The 18491-nt window shown below is 60.0% G+C and carries 15 protein-coding genes and 1 pseudogene; 7 read left to right on the top strand and 9 right to left on the bottom strand.

Going from position 1 to position 18491, the window contains the following annotated elements; translation table 11 throughout:
- Positions 1-2: 2 nt before the first annotated feature.
- The 4 genes and pseudogenes from EEB13_RS03235 to EEB13_RS03220 all read right to left on the bottom strand — a co-directional run.
- Positions 3-410, bottom strand: a pseudogene (locus tag EEB13_RS03235) (thiamine pyrophosphate-dependent enzyme); the annotation flags it as partial.
- A 179-nt stretch (positions 411-589) separates the two neighbouring features.
- Positions 590-859 (bottom strand): hypothetical protein, encoded by a 270-nt coding sequence (locus EEB13_RS03230; RefSeq protein WP_141484581.1) that lies wholly within the window; start codon positions 857-859, stop codon positions 590-592.
- Between the two features lie 122 nt (positions 860-981).
- A complete protein-coding gene (locus tag EEB13_RS03225) occupies positions 982-1176 on the bottom strand; it encodes a hypothetical protein (RefSeq protein ID WP_141484580.1) in 195 nt (64 codons plus the stop codon).
- Between the two features lie 296 nt (positions 1177-1472).
- Positions 1473-1838 carry a hypothetical protein gene (locus tag EEB13_RS03220; RefSeq protein ID WP_261984435.1) on the bottom strand — a complete coding sequence of 122 codons (366 nt, stop codon included), beginning with the start codon at positions 1836-1838 and terminating at the stop codon, positions 1473-1475.
- Between the two features lie 341 nt (positions 1839-2179).
- Here EEB13_RS03220 and EEB13_RS03215 point away from each other — a divergent pair, with 341 nt between their 5' ends.
- Positions 2180-2608 (top strand): MarR family winged helix-turn-helix transcriptional regulator, encoded by a 429-nt coding sequence (locus EEB13_RS03215; protein WP_141484579.1) that lies wholly within the window; start codon positions 2180-2182, stop codon positions 2606-2608.
- Positions 2592-4007, top strand: a complete 1416-nt coding sequence (locus EEB13_RS03210; RefSeq protein WP_141484578.1) for an MFS transporter — start codon at positions 2592-2594, stop codon at positions 4005-4007. The genes EEB13_RS03215 and EEB13_RS03210 overlap by 17 nt, the downstream gene beginning before the upstream one ends.
- 563 nt (positions 4008-4570) lie before the next feature.
- Here the strand turns inward: EEB13_RS03210 and EEB13_RS03205 are convergent.
- On the bottom strand, positions 4571-4849 hold the full coding sequence (locus tag EEB13_RS03205; protein WP_141484577.1) for a hypothetical protein: 279 nt from the start codon (positions 4847-4849) through the stop codon (positions 4571-4573).
- A gap of 529 nt (positions 4850-5378) precedes the next feature.
- Between EEB13_RS03205 and EEB13_RS03200 the strand changes: the two genes are divergently transcribed.
- Together EEB13_RS03200 and katG are read left to right on the top strand one after the other, a co-directional pair.
- A complete protein-coding gene (locus EEB13_RS03200; protein WP_141484576.1) occupies positions 5379-6320 on the top strand; it encodes a LysR family transcriptional regulator in 942 nt (313 codons plus the stop codon).
- 1150 nt (positions 6321-7470) lie between these two features.
- Positions 7471-9726, top strand: a complete 2256-nt coding sequence (gene katG / locus EEB13_RS03190) for a catalase/peroxidase HPI (RefSeq protein WP_261984434.1) — start codon at positions 7471-7473, stop codon at positions 9724-9726.
- Positions 9727-11199: 1473 nt separating this feature from the next.
- On the opposite strand, the gene EEB13_RS03180 is transcribed toward katG, so the two are convergent.
- Positions 11200-11511, bottom strand: a complete 312-nt coding sequence (locus tag EEB13_RS03180; RefSeq protein ID WP_222839782.1) for a PDDEXK nuclease domain-containing protein — start codon at positions 11509-11511, stop codon at positions 11200-11202.
- A 179-nt stretch (positions 11512-11690) separates the two neighbouring features.
- Between EEB13_RS03180 and EEB13_RS03175 the strand changes: the two genes are divergently transcribed.
- Complete coding sequence (locus EEB13_RS03175) at positions 11691-12365, top strand: TetR/AcrR family transcriptional regulator (RefSeq protein ID WP_141484573.1); 675 nt, start codon at positions 11691-11693, stop codon at positions 12363-12365.
- A 70-nt stretch (positions 12366-12435) separates the two neighbouring features.
- Here EEB13_RS03175 and EEB13_RS03170 read toward each other — a convergent pair whose 3' ends face one another.
- From EEB13_RS03170 to EEB13_RS03160, 3 genes are all read right to left on the bottom strand, one after another.
- The gene (locus EEB13_RS03170; protein ID WP_094273838.1) at positions 12436-13212 is read right to left on the bottom strand and encodes an SDR family oxidoreductase; all 777 of its coding nucleotides are present in this window, start codon (positions 13210-13212) and stop codon (positions 12436-12438) included.
- Between the two features lie 134 nt (positions 13213-13346).
- Complete coding sequence (locus EEB13_RS03165) at positions 13347-13658, bottom strand: EthD family reductase (RefSeq protein ID WP_141484572.1); 312 nt, start codon at positions 13656-13658, stop codon at positions 13347-13349.
- Positions 13659-13791: 133 nt separating this feature from the next.
- Positions 13792-15309 (bottom strand): fatty acyl-CoA synthetase, encoded by a 1518-nt coding sequence (locus EEB13_RS03160; protein ID WP_261984532.1) that lies wholly within the window; start codon positions 15307-15309, stop codon positions 13792-13794.
- A gap of 219 nt (positions 15310-15528) precedes the next feature.
- On the opposite strand from EEB13_RS03160, the gene EEB13_RS03155 reads away from it, so the two are divergent.
- Both EEB13_RS03155 and EEB13_RS03150 read left to right on the top strand, forming a co-directional pair.
- Positions 15529-17379 (top strand): flavin-containing monooxygenase, encoded by a 1851-nt coding sequence (locus tag EEB13_RS03155; protein ID WP_141484570.1) that lies wholly within the window; start codon positions 15529-15531, stop codon positions 17377-17379.
- 4 nt (positions 17380-17383) lie between these two features.
- Positions 17384-18331: an alpha/beta hydrolase gene (locus EEB13_RS03150; protein WP_141484569.1), complete on the top strand. Its 948-nt coding sequence runs from the start codon at positions 17384-17386 to the stop codon at positions 18329-18331.
- Positions 18332-18491: the final 160 nt, after the last annotated feature.

The raw sequence follows: 18491 nt of genomic DNA, 5'->3' as shown, positions 1-18491 counted from the left end.
CGTTATTCCTTGTTGCTTTCACGAATACGTATCAGCGGCGGCCGGTCTGACGAGAACGCTGCAGTGACGGCGGGACCGACGTCGCACATCAAATTCAGCGAAATGCCGTGGCAACCGAGTGATGATGCCAGCGCCGGAAAGTTTGGTGTACCGAGTTCGGCTGCATGAATTTCGTCATTCCGGTCGATCATCTCGTTGCGAATTTCGCTGCAGCCGCCGTTGTCGACAACAATGACCGGAATCGAGAGAGCTGCCTGGGCAGCTGCTGCCAACTCGGCGATCGTGAACATCACTCCGCCGTCGCGGAGCATCGCTACCACTTGCCGATCCGGAGCCGCGATCTTGGCGCCGATTGCAGCAGGGAGACCGAATCCGAGCGTGCTGACTCCGGCCGGTAAGGGGAGGAATTTGGATGGTGGAGAGGGAGATTCGACAGAGGTCCGTCGTAGGACGCCATGGCACTGTCTGCCGCCGGGATTGCGCTTTCCTCACGTGCTGCGTCCAACGGACGTACATAGATCGAGGTAACGCTTGCCGTCGATGCGGGGCGTCGTCGCTCAGGCGCGAACGCCATTGATCGGCAAGGGTGCTACTGGGCTCCGTGCATGCGTTTTCGTCTGGTGCTGCGTCGCGCGGGTGGGTTATGGCGTGGGGCGGGGATCGTGGTTTCGAGTCGGGTAATGCGTTCTTCGAGGACGCCGGTGATGGCGAGGAGCCCGAGCAGGGCGGGTTCGGTGATGTCCTGCTCGTGCTGGGCGTGGTTGAGCAAGGTTGTGCGCAGGAGCCCACACATGGCGGCGTCATCGCCGATGGGTAGTTGCTCCAGTTTGGCGGTTAGACGCGCTGCGGGGGAGGTCACGGGTGGCTCCTGGAGTGTCAATCATGCAGGCAGAGTTAAGAAATGACTGCCTGCCCGGTGGCGTGGGGTGAGGCTGGAACCGAGGCAGAAAGTAGCGCTTTACGATCAGGGACGTTACCGCGTCATTGCTGACCGGTCGGTACGCGGGATGAGATACGGGCGCACCTGCGGGCAGCGAGGTACTGCTCGAAATGTGGATCGGGGGAGGCTGCGGGGGTGGCGGCGATGATGTTCAGGCGCGACGGGAAGCCGAGTACCAGTGTGGCTGCGAGGAGCAGACGTTGGTGAGTGTTCGCGGCGGCGATTGTCGTGTGCACGCAGTAGTCCTATCACGGGTTTCGGCTGATCCGGGCGTCTGGTTGCCGGACGTGGGAATGGCACTCTGATTTCGGAGCGCGGCGTCCGCGCTGACTCGGTCTGGTCGCGGTGGTTGCGTAGGAGCGCCGGTATCGGCTTCGCGGAAGGTTGCCGAGGGTCCGATGGTGGTCAGCGCGGGTTGGGGGTGCGCCACAATGCCGGGACGTCGTCGTCGGTATTGGCCAGAGCACGGATTCCGTCGGCGTCCTGGGCGAGAATGTCGGCGAGATGTCGCCGGTTGGCTTCGTCGAGTCCGTCAGGAAGGTTCGCACCGCCGGTGACTGCTGCTGCGGCGTCGTCGAGATATCGGGCGATACGCAGGAGCAGTGGGCGGGGGACAGGGACGCGGAATGCGCTGGCATCGTTCGAATTCGATCACGTCGGCGCCGGGTGCTTCGTCGGAGAGGGACAGTGCGAGCGTTTGAGCGAACGCGAGGAGTTGGCCGTCGGTGAAGTCACTCTTCGCGGTCTGGCGGGTGACGCGCATCAGCGTCGCGTACTCGGAAAGTTTGTCGTCGAGGATCTTTCGGGCTTCGGCGTCGGTGATAGTGAGCCCGAGATCGAGGAGTACAGACCGCAGTTCGGCGGATCGGGCGGCGAGCCAGGTGGGCCTCGGACTCATAGTTTCTCCCTTGTAGGTAGGGTTCACCGCGGTGTCGTCACGCATATTTCGGTGGGCACCCTGTGTCGGATCGGCGTTGGTTGCTCGATCCGAGGGGCCGTGCGAGTGGAGCGCCGATCAAAGCAAGCACGCAGTTTTTTTGATGGCTCCTCGGAGTGGCGTGACTTCCGAGCCGATGAACCAGTGCCCGGACCTGGCAAGGAAGGAGCATTCGAACATATTACTGATCAATTACCTTGAGGTCTTCGCATGGGCAGGAATCCGCAAACGGCTATCATTCAGCAATTCTAATCGCCTCATTTAATCAACTAAATTGATCAATCAAGTTGTATGTTTAGCTAATGACCAACGAGCAGTTCCCTGTACAGGAGCTACGTGAAGCGCTGCACCCGATCTGGCGACGACTCACAGCCGACAGGACGATCTCCATCGGCAAAGTCGGCATCCTTGGATACCTGGCGAAGCATGGAGCCACCACCGCATCCACTCTCGCCGCAGCCGAGAAGATCAGCCCGCAAGCGATCACCGCAGCGGTACAAGAGATGGAGAATCTCGGACTGCTTGTACGCACTATCGATGAGAATGATCGACGCCGAATCTGGATCGAACTCACCGACGCGGGTCGCGACCGGTTAGCTGCGGAGCGCTCCAGCGGCGCGGACTGGCTGACATCAGCGATCTCTCGACGACTGACCTCGGACGAGAAGAAGACCCTCGAATCGGTAATTCCGATCTTACAGAAACTGGTGGACGATGCTCACGTCGACTAAGGCTCCGATTCACCCAAAGTTGTTATCAGCTTTGATCTTCGCAGCTCTCACAACCGCTGTCGTGAGTTCACTGGGCATGCTGCTGGTGCCGACGATCTCCCACGAACTGGGCGTCGAGGTGAGTACCGGGCAATGGATGCTGACCGTCAACCTTTTGGTGGGCGCGATCTCGACGCCGATCATGGGCCGGCTCAGCGACGGCCCCCACAAGAAACGTCTGCTGCTCACGGCCTTGGTATTGGTCCTTCTCGGATCGATTGTCGCGGCAACGGCCCCTAATTTCACTGTCTTCTTGGTAGGACGTGCGTTGCAGGGACTGACCTACGGGATCGTTCCCGTGACGATCGCGATGGCCCGTCGCTATCTTCCCGAAGATCAGGCACGCCTCGGCATATCGAGTCTGTCCGTTACTGTGGCGACGGGTCTAGGGGTCGGCTACCCGCTGACCGGCATCCTCGCCCATCTGTTCGGCTTCCGTTTCGCTTTCTCGTGCGCAGCACTGTTCTTGATCACGGCAATCGCTGTGGTCTGGCGTCTCGTACCCGAGGGCCCGGACGAGCAAGCTCCGCGCGCCCCGTTCGATGCGCCGGGCGCGTTGCTGGTCGGCGCAGGGCTCGCTTTACTACTGGTGGCGATCAGCGAAGGCTCCCATTGGGGATGGCTGTCCCCGTGGACGCTCGGGTTCTTCGTCGGGGCGATAGTCGTTTTAGCCGTATGGTGCCTAGTGGAACTGCGGGTTTCGCATCCACTGATCAATCTCCGGGTATTGCGCAACCCAGACGTGTTGGTAGCCAACGGTACTGCGATCGGGCTCGGCGCCGCGATGTACGTCGGCCTCTCCATTGTCAGCTTTATCGCCCAGTCGCCCGTGTCCACCGGATACGGACTGGCGCTGCCGTTGTTCTGGGCGGGATTCGTGATGCTCCCGCTGTCGGTGGGAAGCTTCGCTGCGAATCGTCTTGTACGTGTGATCTCCCGCCGCATCCGTTTGAGAACGCTTCTCCTTTTGGGAGCGGGTCTCGTCACCACGGCGAGTCTGATCATGTGGCTCGCACATGACGAGCTGTGGGAAATCCTGATCGGGATGTTTGCATTCGGGGTGGGGATGGGCATGACCTACGCGGCGATGCCTGCTCTCATCGCGAGGAGCGTCGCCGACATCGCACTTGGTAGCGCCGTGAGTTTCAATCAGGTTCTGCGTACTGTCGGCGGGGCGTTCGGTAGTGCCGTGTCGGGTGCGGTGCTCGCAGTGCACCCGGGCACGGACCTGCATCCGACCGCCGGCGGAATCAACATGGCACTGGCCATCGGCGCCATCGCCTGTGTGGCGGTGTTCTTCGTGCTTGTCGTATACCACCTGACGTCGCGATGGGGGAAGGCCGACAAGATCCCCGGATGACGCACTGGGCGTACCTAATTCGGAGAATTTCTCACTCCTCTGAAAGTGCCGACGGCGGCTAGCCCCCGTACGAATCTGTAGGAAATTCCTTTGACTGGCCTCGCGGCAAAGCAGCCCACCTGGACGGTTCGCCGGCCAAGCCTTCTCGTCGCCGCGTGAGCATCAGAAAGATGTTTGTTTGGTGCTGCATTCCTGCACTTATCCGGAGGCTGGCTGAACGTGCCAGCAGAGATTGGACGTGATCGCGGACGAGTTGCGACGGTCGAGGCCGCTGCTGTCGAATCGGCCGGTGCACTTGCGCATGAATGGCTGCAACGAATGTGCTGTTGCTCATGGGCTGAGCGCGGGGTCGAGGTGAGTATGAGACGATTCGCCACCGATCCTGGTGCCCGCGGGCACTGGGAATCTCAATGCTGCTGTCAGGCAACGACAGGCTGTGTGGCGGCGTCGGGTTCCTGGTAGGTGGTGTGGCTGCGGAGCATGGCCCAGATGGCGGGTTTGGTGGTGACGGTGAAGGTGCCGATGCCTGTTGCTGGGACGTCGCGAGCTGGTGAGGGCGCATGTCACGGTAGTTGTGCCGACAGGGAAGACTGTCCGGAGGCTGCTGTGCAGGTGCCGAAAGTGGCCGAACCGCTGAAGGTCTCGCACGTCAACCTGGACGACAAGGCGTTGACGGCAGGTCTGAGTCGGCTGTCGACTCTGGGCATGATCACCGACGGTGCGAACCTTCCGATGGGCTGGAACAGCTCAGTCGAGGCGACTTCGCCGATACTCGTCAGGATGCGGACGGAATCCGTGTCATCGCGAATGCCGGCGTCGGCGATATCCCTCAGTTGGGGCACACACCTAACCGTGGCTGAGTGGTCACTACTGATCCGATACGTAAATCATTCTCTTGGTATGGTTTTCGTCGGTATTCATGCTCCCGATTCACACTCCCGGAGCCACCTGGTTGTGGTGTGGAAGTTTAGGTCCAGAGCGCCCCGGCCGCGCATTCGGGCGGCACCACATCGCCGTGTCGGATCGATTCATCGCTCCGAGTTTGGATTGAATGTGGCTGGTGATATCGGCTGGCCACGTCGATCCGGCGCATACCTGATCGATGAGGTATGCCAGCATAGCGAGTGATGGGTACGCGTTCGCTGTCGTCGGGGATGCGGCATTAGTGACTGGGCCTCTGCCGGGCCAGCCTCCTCAGTTACTGTTCTGCCTGGCCATCGCGTTGGCATTGGCGCAGGCTACACTGGCTGTCGTGATCGGCTTCCCCGCAGTGCTCCGACGCAACACTTGATCGCACTCGCAAAGTATGGGGTAAGTAAGGGGCAGCGGCGGACACCGCCCTGAGCTACATCCGATAGGTTCGGAGAATTCATGTCATACATCCCGCGCTACACGTTGGCCCAGATCCGGTGTTTCGTTGTAATTGCGGACACATTGCATTTCGGTGTGGCGGCTGATCGGTTGGGGATTAAACAATCGTCGTTGTCGAGATCGCTGGCTGCGCTGGAGGCAGCAGTGGGAGCGACGCTGATTCACCGAACCAGCCGACGAGTGGAATTATCCGAGATCGGGTTGCAGATGCTGCCCCAGGCCAAGAAGACAATCGAAGCCACAGACAGATTTGTCGCTTCGGCCACGGGAGCAGACGAAACACTGGGTTCGTTCAGACTGGGAGTGGTCCCGACCCTCGCGCCGCGGGTGATCAGGGCGGTACTCCCAACCATCCGTACGAACTATCCCGGTATCGCACTTCACGCGATCGAGGACCAGGCTCCAGATTTGACCAGGCTCTTGCATGCAGGCGACCTCGATGCCGTCATCGTGCCACTGCCGTGCGTGCCGGCGAGCTGGTTCGTCGAGGTTGATCTGTACCGGGACGATTTCCTGCTGCTCGTCCCTCACGATGACCCACTGGCCGGAAACCGATCAGTATCGCTGTCGATCTTGCAGGAGAGAACAGTCATGCGGATCGACGAGACCCGTGATATCGCTAACGAACTGTCGATGAACGGCACCCGTACTGGCCTTCTCGAACCGATGGCACACGCTCGCGGGATCACTGTCGAAACCGCGATCCAATGGGTTGTTGGTGGTCTCGGAGTGTCCCTGATTCCAGAGTCGGCGTTGGACATGCGCACCCTGTCCGCGTCCGTCGCGGCGGTCCGCTTCACATCGGTGGTGCCGTCAAGGAGGATCGGGATTGTGTACGGCGGTCCTTCAGCGCTCAGTGCTCAGTCGGTGCAAATCATTTACCGAATCGCTCGAGAACTCCGTTGGCAGAATAGCCTGCGTCGACGGGTGCCAGTGTCATGATCATCCCAGTCTTTGGACGCGATGGTGACCCCGCGACGATGTCGGTAATTGTCTCGTAGGCGCTCGGCGACGCAGCACAGTTTTGTCGAATGTCGTGCTCAGTCCATGGCGGGCAGCAAACTATCGTATGTTCACTCGTGGAAACACGGCACCCAAATCGGTGTGGATCCGGACGGTTTCGGTCGCGCCACGAGATGAGCGTGCTGCCGCCATATGCTGGTGGGTGCGAGTCAGTAGTGACCTCGACGCCGAATGGCGTGCTGCCGACCGGCAGTCGGTTGGGAGCTGACGATTGAAGGGCGATTCTGCGTCAAAGTTTGCCTGCCGGCAATCTTCACGAGACGACAAATTTGTATGATTTAGATCACTTTAATGGTGTCCCTTCGAGTGATCTGGGGCAAGTCCGGGATTTGACGCGGGGAACCTTTACTTGTTTTCCCCATTGGTCATTCACATCTGGTGCAGGACTGTTTCGGGGTGTGGTTGTGTGACCCGTTCGGCCGGCGAACTGCAGGTCCCGGCCCAGTGTGACGGCTTGTCCGAAGCATGGATCGGGGCGTTTCTCGGCCATGTCATTGCTGATGGCAATGAAAGAAGGTGTTTCGAGGATTGCGAAATTACCGGTCCGTCAATGATATTGAGCGCTCAACTCCCTATCTTGACTAGTTCCAGAAAAAGGGTTCATAGTGTTCAGGTGCGCTCGACGATGGATTACACGGACTGGCTGCGGCTGGCGCGCCCACAGGTCGTGGTGCTGGAGGCTGTGCTTGCGGACGCCGAAGTCGACGGGATCTCCTGTGAGCGCAGGGCTTCCGGGTCTTCCAGCAGGTGGTGTACGGAATATTGCATGTCTTGACTGCTAGGGGATTGGTGCGACGGATTCAGTCGGCCGGTTCCGTTGCGTGCTACGAGTCGCGGTTCGGCGACAACCACACCATGGTGCGTCGGTCCTGTGCAGCCGTCGTGGACGTCGACTGTGCGATAAGTGGCACACCCTGCCTGAACCTGTCCCATGACAACGGATTCCTCGTCGATGAAGCCGAGGTCATCTCCTCGGGGCTCTGCTACGACTGCTCGAGAAACTCACCTCCGCGCAGTTAGCACCCTCAACGAACAACAGCCCGAATTATCCCCTTGCGGAAGGAAAGCCGTGTCTGACAAGACTCAAACCCTCACAGAAGAGCACCCGCCGATCGCCGAGGCGCAAACCGAGCCTGCATCGAATGGCGGCTGCCCCGTTGCGCACGGGGGGCTCAAGCACCCCACACAGGGCGGTGGCAATCGTGACTGGTGGCCGAACCAGCTCAATCTCAAGATCCTGCAGAAGAATCCCGCCGTCCGTAATCCCATGGACGTGGGATTCGACTACACCCAGGAACTCAGGGGTCTCGACTTCGAGGCCCTGAAGCGGGACGTGGAGGAGGTCATGACGACCTCGCAGGACTGGTGGCCCGCCGACTACGGCCACTACGGTCCGTTGTTCGTCCGGATGGCGTGGCACGCTGCGGGAACGTACCGCATCAGCGACGGCCGCGGGGGCGCCGGCGCCGGCATGCAGCGCTTTGCGCCGCTGAACAGCTGGCCCGACAACGCCAACCTCGACAAGGCACGTCACCTGCTGTGGCCGGTCAAGAAGAAGTACGGGAAGACCATCTCGTGGGCCGACCTGATCGTCTTCGCCGGCAACTGCGCCCTAGAATCGATGGGTTTCAAGACTTTTGGCTTCGGCGCCGGCCGGGTGGACCAGTGGGAACCGGAAGAGGACGTCTACTGGGGCCCTGAGCTCACATGGCTAGGCGACGAGCGCTACACCGGTGACCGCGACCTCGAAAAGCCGCTCGGCGCAGTCCAGATGGGTCTGATCTACGTCAACCCCGAAGGCCCGAACGGAGACCCCGATCCGGTCGCAGCGTCCCGAGATATCCGTGAGACGTTCGGCCGGATGGCGATGAACGACATCGAAACTGCGGCACTGATCGTCGGCGGTCACACCTTCGGCAAGACCCACGGCGCAGGTCCGGCCGATCTGGTCGGTCCAGAACCCGAGGCCGCCCCGCTCGAGGAGCAGGGTTTGGGCTGGAAGAGCTCGTACGGCAGCGGCAAGGGTGGCGACACCATCACTAGTGGTCTCGAAGGTGCCTGGACCCCCACCCCGCGGACTTGGGACAATAGCTTCCTCGAAACCCTCTACGGCTACGAGTGGGAGCTTTCCAAGAGCCCCGCCGGTGCGTGGCAATGGATCCCGAAGGACGGCGCCGGTGCGGGTACGGTCCCCGACGCGCACGACTCGTCCAAGACACACGTGCCGGTGATGCTGACGACAGACCTGGCGCTGCGGATCGACCCGGCCTACGAGAAGATCACTCGTCGCTGGCTGGAGAACCTCGACGAGCTCGCCGATGAGTTTGCAAAGGCCTGGTACAAGCTGACCCACCGCGACATGGGGCCGATCGTCCGCTACCTCGGTCCGCTCGTGCCGGACGAGACCTTGCTCTGGCAGGATCCGATCCCCGAGATCGCTCATGAGCTCATCGACGCCGGCGACATCGCGAACCTGAAGAGCAAGATCCTCGAGTCAGGACTGACCGTCGGTCAGTTGGTTTCGACGGCGTGGGCGTCGGCGTCGTCGTTCCGTGGCAGCGACAAGCGTGGCGGTGCCAATGGCGGTCGGATCCGCCTCGAGCCGCAGGCTAGCTGGGATGTCAACAATCCGGACGAGCTTGCGCAGGTGGTAGGGATCCTCGAGGGAATTCAGGAGACCTTCAACGCTGCCCAGAACGGGAGCACCAGGGTTTCGTTCGCCGACTTAGTGGTGCTCGGTGGCGTTGCGGCTGTCGAGCAGGCTGCGAAGAACGCCGGACATGACGTCGAGGTGCCCTTCACGCCCGGACGCACGGACGCCACGCAGGAGCAGACTGATGTGGATTCATTCGCTGCGCTCGAACCGAGCGCGGATGGTTTCCGCAACTACCTCGGCAAGGACAGTCATCTGCCGGCGGAATTCTTGTTGGTCGACAAGGCGAATCTGCTGACTTTGAGTGCTCCCGAGTTGGCGGTTCTTGTGGGTGGGCTGCGCGTTCTGGGCGCCAACTTCAACAAGTCGAACGAGGGTGTCTTCACCTCGAATCCGGGAACGCTGACCAACGACTTTTTCGCGAACCTGATCGACCTGGGCACAATCTGGGCGCCTACGTCCGTAGGATCCGAAATCTATGAAGGCCGCGACCGCGTCACCGGTGAGGTGAAGTGGACCGGAACCCGCGTGGACCTCGTGTTCGGGTCGAACTCGGAACTGCGTGCTCTCGCCGAGGTGTACGCCTCTGATGATGCGCAGGCGAAGTTTGTGCGGGACTTTATCTCGGCATGGAACAAGGTGATGAGCCTCGACCGGTTCGAGATCGCCTAATCCAACTGTCGTGACCGCAACATGAATGACCGGTCACCAAACGAATGCGTGCATCCCGTGGGCCTTCGCTCGCGGGATGCACGCGCTGGACCGGGACATGTTCTGCAGCAACGCCATAGGCAACGCCGACACTGCGTTGCCTATGGAACCCGGGTGCCGAGCAACTAAAAGGTATGTGGTCGTTCACCGACTGTGTTTCCTCCGGATGCGGATTTGCTGAGCAGACGAAACGTGCACGGGGTGTGCCGCCGAGTCTGGATGCCAGCCTGCTCTTAAAGCGTGATCTACTCCTGACCGTCATCGCCAGTCTCAGCTGTGCAGAGTGCTGTCAGGAGTTCGGTGTGCTGCGCTAGCCTGGCACTCTTTTCCGAGCGTCGGCCAGCGACGGCGACCCAGAGTGGAATGGAGAGCCGTATCGAGCATGAGGAATCGGCGAAACGCTCCTCGGATAGCCGATAGTCGGATTTCGTGTTGCTCGAGGTTGTCGATCAGGGTATTCGTGGTATCTCAATGCCAGGCTGGTCGGCGAGGTGATCGCTGAATGTGGCTAGACGAAGCAAGGTAGTCGAACAACTTGCCGACGGATTGTCGTGGTTGTCGGGATGACCGAATTCCTCCGGCTTTGTCGACGAAATCTGCTGTGCTCCAACTTGTTCACGTAAGAGATGTCAACCGGTAAGGGGCTTGTTCTGTCGCGCCCTCGCTGCTCTCTGCGAAGCTGACACACCTGGATCATGGTTCGCGCGATGCCGATTGGTCGTCATCGGCGGCACCTGCTTCGACTGGCCCGATGCACCGGCGAACGATGAGCATTCGGATGTCCGGGCCGAGTCGCGTTGAGCGGTCGCGTTCTTGCACGACAGATCCGCGCGTCTAGTGGGCATTATCCCAATATATTCCGGTCAATCCCATCGACCGGCGCGGTCTGTGACGCGCACCAGTTTCTCCAAAAGCCCTGCGGTGTAATCACTTCCGTGATCCGAGTGAAAGACTGTGCCTACACAATCTCCAGCACGAAACGCCACTGCCTGCTCGAGTGCTGTGGTGACCAGTTCGGTGCGCATGGGTGGGACGTCGCCGCCCTGCACCGCGACTATCGCTCATGCCGTGGCGCCTGCGTGCGGGTCGCGTGGCTCGATCTGCTTCCTCAGCACGGCGGATACGGTGGAATACCTCGAGCGGAGTGACGGTCATGGTGGCTCCTCGGGTCGCGGTGGAGGTGTAATCATCGAACCGGGTCGCGCGGGTGTTCCCGAAAGTCTGGGAGTGCGAGTGCTGTTGGGCTGCAGTGGCGGCAGGTTTGGTGTCGGTTGTTCGGGAACGGCGTCGACCGTGCCGAATGGTGGTGAGGATCTTCCTTAGCTGTCACGATCGCGAGGCTGCTTGCCGTGCTGGATGCGAGCTTTCTCGCATCCGCTGGCTTTCAATGGGGTGAATGGGGTTGCAGCACAGCCGTGTACGGAAGGGCGAACTCTACCGGCTGGGCACATCGCGGAGTGCGTGGACGAGATCGTCAGCGGTGGGTAAAGAAGGCCGGATGTCGTCGGGAAGTGCCCGGTGTGTGGTGTACGTGCTCACTGCTAGCGGTGAATCTATCCCTCGAAGGGCGTATTCGACGATGATGTCGTCTCGGGCTGCCGCGAGCAGGATACCGATGGTTGCGCCGTCACCGTGGTCGGGTTTGCGGAGTTGGTCGTCGACGACGTTGACGTAGAAGTTCAGCTTGCCGATGTGTTCGGGTTCGGTCTGTCCGACTTTGAGTTCGAAGGCTACGAATCGGCGCAACCCGAGGTGGAAGAGTGGAAGAACAGTAGATTCAGGAAGTAGTCGTGTTCACCGGTGGTGATCTTGTACTGGCGTCCCACGGACGCGAAGCCGGATCCGTCCCTCCGAGTATCCACGGGCTCACGGGCGTAGAGCAGCATGTCGGTCAGTCGTTCGAGTGAGCTCGGTATGATCTAGCCATGCCTATGATCGAGAACGATGAACCAGCCTCGAGTTCTCGACGCCAGCATCCTTCGAAGGGTGAGCTTCAAAAAAGAGCAATCTTAGACGCGTTTGGCGATCTCCTCACAAAAGGGAACTTCCTCGAACTCTCTGTGGCAGATATTGCGACTGCAGCAGGTATCAACCGTTCAAACTTCTACTTCTATTTCGAATCGAAGTACGAGGTGCTCGGTGATCTGGTAGCGGAAGTTTGGGACATATGGATCGAGCGGACGGGCGGTGTTCCCCGACGCGCTCACGAATCGATCGAGGACTACCACGATCGACTGACAAATGCCTCCTATTCCACGTGGGTTGACCACGATGCAATTATGATCGCCGGAATGCAGGCAGTGAGTATCGATGCCGATATTCGTCGTCGGTGGTCGGCGCTGCTGGAATCGTTCGTCCGCGAATACGCGCATCAGCTCGAAATGGACACGTTGGCGGGTGTGGCGAAGCCCTGTAGCTCTGATTACGTGGGATTGGCGACTGTCTTGAATGACATGAGCATAAACGCCTATTATCAAGATCGCTTGGTGAAGCCTCAGGCGAGTGAAACCCAGCGAATGCTGGACAATCTGCGTTCAGTGGCGTTCAGTGCCGCATGGGGGATAGATCCACGACGTCGAAATGACGATTGTGGTGCATAATGAGTCCCTCCCGATTGCTCGAGAGGGACTCATTGTACTCCGGAGCAAGTGCTCCGACAGGTATCGTGGGTCAGAATTCGTCAGATCGGGATGCTGATTCTATTCCTCCGTCCACATAAAGTACCTGGCCGGTCGTAAATGAATTTTCGGCACTCGTCAGAAAATCCAATGCGGCGGCGACGACTTCAGGGTTTCCTGCCGGTGCATTGAGTGGGATTCCTGAGAAGATCTCACGCCCTGCCTCTGAGCTGAATCCGTGGTCCGTCATCGGGGTGCGAATCACACCGGGCGACACCGCGTTCAACGCAATGCGAGAACCGGCCCACTCCGGCGCCGAGGCATTCTTTCGGACCCACAGTGACAACGCGCGTTTGGTTGATGTGTACATCGGATTATTTCCGGTGGCATCTACCGCATCACCGATGCGGTCGACCTCGAGTTTCGCTGCCGCTTCGTCACCTGCGAGGAGGAGCTCGAGAAGCTTCTCGTCGACCGGCTGTAAGGCGGCCAGCGACGACACCACCGCTGCACGGGGCGCATCCGACTTGGCCAGCAACGGGCGGAGGAGTTCGAGTGTCCGAACCGCCCCGAAAAAGTTGACGCCCACGGTTTTCGCAGTTGGGGCGGTCGTGCCTGCGACGGCAACGACGGCATCCACCTGGCCGTCGCAGAGTGCCGTCACCGCTTGTGTCATCTCGTCACGACCTTCCGAGGCTGAAAGGTCGACGTTGATATCGGCACTGGTGATATCAACTGTGATGACTCGATGACCTTGACCGCGGAGTCGTTCGACACTCGCTCGTCCGATGCCTGAGGCGGCGCCTGTGACCACATATCGCCGTGTCATTTAGTCTCCATTCGTTTCCTGTTATTTGGATGCGCCTGTGTGGGGTTCGTGCCGGACGCGCCTGTCTAACCCACTAGGTGTGGTCCTGCATCAGGCGTGCGCGATGTGAGCGCGATGTTCTGCCGCAGTCGATTTCACGGCCAGACGTGGTCCTCGTTGCTGAAGGAGATGAGCGCGTCGTCTGCTGAATAGTTGGCGACGTCCGCGGAGGCTGCTTTGCCTTCCTTCGAGGTGAGTGCGCCAATCGCCGCTTCCTTCGACTCGAAGTACATGACGGCGATTCCGTAGTGCTCGGGGGCGGACCCATCCAGCGTCTCGCACTTTCCGAAAGTGACCTTCGCGAGGTTCGGGATGGCGCGCACGATCGGAAGATGATTGTTGACGAAGTACTCGTCAAAAGCGGCGGGATCGCTGGGGTGGTTGTAGGCGATGGTGACTCGGTACATGATGATCTCTCCTGTTGAGTTTCGCTCGTCGTCGGCGGTTGAGAACGACGAACTTTTTTTCATCGGCACGAACCGTGTGGTCCATGCCGGGGCTTTTGGCTTGCCGGTGTGAAATGTGGCTTTGCAGAACGCGTTACGCTCGCAGTTCCCGTTTGAGGAGCTTGCCGCTTTGATTGCGGGGGAGGGATTCGGCGAACCTGATCTGCTTGGGTACCTTGAACGGTGCGATCTGTTCTTTGACGTGCTCGATCAGTTGCTCCTTGGTAGCCTGCGCGCCGTCGCGCAAAACCACGACAGCACTGATCGCCTCTATCCACTTGTCGTCAGGGGCGCCGATGACTGCGACCTCCGCGACTGCTGGATGCGAGTAGATTGCGTCCTCGACTTCCCGGGAGGCGACGAGGATGCCGCCGGTGTTGATGACGTCTTTGATCCGGTCGACGACGGTCACAAATCCCTTTTCGTCGCGCGTAACGAGGTCGCCGGAGTGGAACCAGCCATTACGGAACGCTTCCGCCGTCGCATCTGGGTTCTCCCAGTACCCTCGGCAGAGTTGTGGGGAGCGGTAGAGAATTTCGCCTGGCTCGTCGGCGGCGACGTCGGTTCCTTCCGTGTCTACGACTTTGGCCTCGACGAAGAAGACCGGTCGACCGCAGGAAGAAGGCCGGTCCTCATGGTCCTCGGGGCGGAGCACCGTTGCCAGCGGACCGATCTCGGACTGGCCGAAGCAGTTGTAGAATCCGAGATCGGGGTAGCGTTCACGCAGTCGATTGAGCACCGTCACCGGCATGATCGACGCGCCGTACTGTGCCTTGCGTAGCGAGGACAGGTCGCGAGAGTCCAAATCGGGGTGGCTGGCGAGCGGAACCCATACGGTCGGGGCGAGGAACAAGGATCCGATCCGGTCCTCCTCGACGCGGCGCAGTATTTCCGGAATGTCAGGCGATGCAATCAAATTCACGGTCGCGCCTACCGAGAGGTAAGGCAGCATGAACACGTGCATGCCTGCCGAGTGGTAGAGCGGCATTGCGACGAGCGGGTTGTCGTCGGCCGTCAAGTCGAGTGCCATCACCGCCGAAACGTACTCGTAGACCAAAGCCTCATGGGTCATCATGGCGCCCTTGGGCTTTGAGGTAGTGCCAGAGGTGTAGAGGAGCTGGGCCAGGTGAGTTGGTGAGGAAGCCGGCATCAGGTTCGGAACGGCGTCTTCTGCGGCGACCTCGAGTATGGAACCCTCCGCCTCGCGTAGTAGCAGGATGTGTTCGACAGCGACCAGGTCGCTCGACGCGGTAGTGAGGACGTCCTCAAGGGTTGGGTCGACCAGGACAGCCCGTGCCCCCGACTGGCTGAGGAGATACGTCAACTCCCCGCCCCTGAGTGCGTAGTTAACCGGCACATGTACCAGGCCGGCGCGTGTACAGGCCAGGAAGCTGATCACGTATGCATCGGAGTTGGTGCCGTACGCCGCGACGCGATCACCCGTATTCAGGCCGAGTGAGATCAGGTATGCAGCCACTTTGGTGACGGCGTCATCGAGTTCGCGATAGTTATGCGCCCTTCCGTCGAAGGTGAGGGCCGTGTTGCCGGGAAACCTCGCGGCGGAGCGGCGCAGGACACCGTCGACAGTACCGCCTGTCGCTGCAGCGGACACAAGTTCGGGTTCCAGTGAAATGTGCTTTGTCACAATGAATTTCCTCATCTCGACGATTATCAACCTTCAGTCCAGGCTCGAGTGCTGTCTCGAGTGCTGTGCGGACTGGGTGGGGTTTACAGATCCCATCTGGGTCTGTAACTTATGTCACTACTCGACGGGCTGTCAAGAAATTTCGACGCCCTGTCGGTTTTCCGTCAATCTCTCAGAAGGATTTCGATGAACAGCAAAGATGTCGTCGTCAAAACCCCAGTCGTGTTGCCCGAATCCGGAGTTCCGGTCGATGTGGACTTCGACTACGCAGAACTGCTTGCCCGCTACGACGAAGAGCGTGACGCGCGGCTAGCTCGACCCACGAGCAGATCGAAGGGCGCGGACGCGCACGACGAAGAGGCCCTCCGGACCTGGGACCCGTACGCGCCTCGATTCGACCGGGAAGGTGTCGATCTGGACCTCGACGTCGTGGTACTCGGCGGCGGCTTCGGCGGTATCACTGCGGGAAAGTGGTTGAAGGAACAAGGCATTGACAATTTTCGCATCGTCGAGCAGGCGAGCGACTTCGGCGGCACCTGGTACTGGAACCGATACCCGGGTGCACAGTGCGACGTCCAGTCGTACCTGTACCTGCCGTACCTCGAGGAATCCGGCTACATGCCGACCAAAAAATACGTCGGTGGGAAAGAAATCTTCGAACACGCCCAACGACTGGGGCGGCTCTTCGATATATACCCCAACGCGCTGTTCCAAACCGTCGTCACAGACGTCCGTTGGGATGAGTCACACAACGCCTGGGTGATCGCAACCGACCGCGGAGACACCATTCGCGCCAAGTTCGTCATCAGGGCCAACGGTCCGTTCAGCAAACCGCAGTACCCGACTGTGCCGGGAATCGATGACTTCAAGGGCAAGATCATCCACACCAGCCGATGGGACTACCAGTACACCGGAGGCGATCAAGATCTCCCACTGGACAAACTCCGGGACAAGCGGGTCGCACTGATCGGTACCGGGGCGACGGGCATCCAGGTCGCGCCGCACCTTGCCGATGCCGCGGAGCAGGTGTTCGTGGTGCAGCGCACCCCGGCGCTGGTCGCCGAACGAAACAACGCCCCAACTGATCCTGACTGGGTTGCAACTCTCACTCCCGGCTGGCAATCGCAGATGCACGAGAACTTCACCGACCAATTGTCGGGTCTCGTGCACGTGGAGGACCTCGTTCAAGATGTGTGGACGCAGATCTACCGTGCCCTCCCCGGGCACGATTTGGTCGATGTCGAGGTGTCCTCACTGCCGGAGAAAGACCAGATTCATCTTTCCATCCTGTCCGACTTGAAGATCGTCAACGCTGTTCGCGAACGTGTCGACCGGACGGTCTCAAACCCGGAGACAGCTGAGGCGCTGAAGCCATGGTTCGGCGTGGTCTGCAAGCGCCCCGGGTTCCACGACGAATACCTGCCGATCTTCAATAAAGAATCAGTCACCTTGATCAATGCACGACAGGGCCTCGATCGGATCACCGAAAACGGGTTCGTTGCCAACGGTGTCGAGCATGAAGTTGATTGTTTGATCTTCGCCACCGGGTTCGAAACCGGACCGCACACGGTGGGAAGTTATGGCTACGAGATTCTCGGGCGCGACGGGCGCAACCTTCGCGAGCATTTCGCCGGCGGTCTGAAAACCCTGCATGGATTCTTCTCGCGAGATTTCCCCAACCTCATCGAACTGGGGTTGAGCCAGAACGCATTCAACGTGCACTACACCTACATGCTCGATCGCAAGGCACGGCATGCCACCCGAATGATCAAGCACGCGCTCGACGCCGACATCGTGAGCTTCGAGCCCACGCATGAGGCGGAATCCGAGTGGGGCGAGGTGGTCCGTCTCGCCGGCGAGTCCCATGCCGCCTACCAGGCGACCTGCACGCCCGGTTACTACAACGGCCAGGGAAACGTCACCCAGGGAATCTTCCGGGAGATCTATCAAGCGCCTGATCGGGACTACTGGGGGCTCATCGAAGAATGGTGGGAAAACGGTGAATTCACCGGACTCGAACTCAACAAGAACGGATAACATCATGACCGAAGTTTCACTCCAGACCCCGCTGGCCGCAGATTCCCAAGCGGTCGCAGTCGCGTTGGCGGCAGTTCTGCCCGCTGAAGGCCTCAGCGGATTCTCTATCGCCGACGTGCGCACGGCCATCGATCAAATGGGTGTACAACTGCCGGAACTCCCACAGGTCGGCGAGGTGTCGGAGCACAGCGTGCATGCGAATGAGGTGACCTTCACCGTCCGGGTCTACCGTCCGGACGTCGACGCTCGACCAATTCCCGCACTGCTCTACTTCCACGGAGGTGGGTGGGCCACTGGCGGACTTGACGGCGGAGTCGACTACTTGTGCCGAGATATCGCATTGCGCAACAACATTGCCGTTGTATCTGTCGACTACCGACTTGCTCCCGAGAACAAGTTTCCGGCCGCTGTCAACGATGCAGTTGCGGCACTTTCATGGGTCCGAGAGAACGGACCGGCGCTCGGTATCGATGTAAACCGGCTAGCAGTGGGCGGTGATAGTGCCGGCGCAAATCTTTCCGCCGTGCTTACCCATCTCGATCGGGGAGCGATACCGGCATTGAAGTCTCAGGTGCTTTTCTATCCGGGGACGGAGTACGCGATTGCGCGCCCCTCGTGGTTCGACAACGAGCACGCACCAGTACTGACCACAGCTGACGTTTTGTGGTTCTTCGACATGTACGCCACAAGCGAAGAGCGTTCGGATCCGCGGGTGTGCCCTTCGCTCCATTCGTCATTCGCCGACCTGCCCGGGGCGTTGGTGATCACGGCAGGGCATGACCCTCTTCGTGACGATGGCATTAACTACGCCTCCCTGCTGGAGCGCGACGGAACTTCCGTGCGACACAACAACATCAGCGACACCATTCACGGATTCATGACGATGCCGAACCTGAGCTCATACGGCTCGGTAATCGACTTGGTTACAGAGCATCTAGGCCTGACGATCTAGCGGATCTGGGTACGGAGTCTTTGCGGGAGCTACAGCGGGGACGCGGTGCCATTCGAATTGCAGAACCTGCTGGTGGGCTGCTAATCGCAGCACGTGTACGTGCCGATTTGCGAATTGCACAGGAAGCTCTGCGGGGCACCACAATCGACACTTGCATGAT

Source organism: Rhodococcus sp. WS3, assembly GCF_003797085.1.
GTDB classification, from domain to species: Bacteria; Actinomycetota; Actinomycetes; order Mycobacteriales; family Mycobacteriaceae; genus Rhodococcus_F; species Rhodococcus_F globerula.
This window is presented reverse-complemented; position numbering and strand designations above follow the sequence as displayed.

Bases quoted from the DNA above. Each gene is read 5' to 3' on its own strand.
- EEB13_RS03220 (WP_261984435.1), bottom strand. From the start codon at position 1,838: ATGAGTCCGAGGCCCACCTGGCTCGCCGCCCGATCCGCCGAACTGCGG.
- EEB13_RS03150 (WP_141484569.1), top strand. From the start codon at position 17,384: ATGACCGAAGTTTCACTCCAGACCCCGCTGGCCGCAGATTCCCAAGCG.
- EEB13_RS03175 (WP_141484573.1), top strand. From the start codon at position 11,691: ATGCCTATGATCGAGAACGATGAACCAGCCTCGAGTTCTCGACGCCAG.
- EEB13_RS03170 (WP_094273838.1), bottom strand. From the start codon at position 13,212: ATGACACGGCGATATGTGGTCACAGGCGCCGCCTCAGGCATCGGACGA.
- EEB13_RS03200 (WP_141484576.1), top strand. From the start codon at position 5,379: ATGTCATACATCCCGCGCTACACGTTGGCCCAGATCCGGTGTTTCGTT.
- EEB13_RS03215 (WP_141484579.1), top strand. From the start codon at position 2,180: ATGACCAACGAGCAGTTCCCTGTACAGGAGCTACGTGAAGCGCTGCAC.
- EEB13_RS03210 (WP_141484578.1), top strand. From the start codon at position 2,592: ATGCTCACGTCGACTAAGGCTCCGATTCACCCAAAGTTGTTATCAGCT.
- EEB13_RS03155 (WP_141484570.1), top strand. From the start codon at position 15,529: ATGAACAGCAAAGATGTCGTCGTCAAAACCCCAGTCGTGTTGCCCGAA.
- EEB13_RS03165 (WP_141484572.1), bottom strand. From the start codon at position 13,658: ATGTACCGAGTCACCATCGCCTACAACCACCCCAGCGATCCCGCCGCT.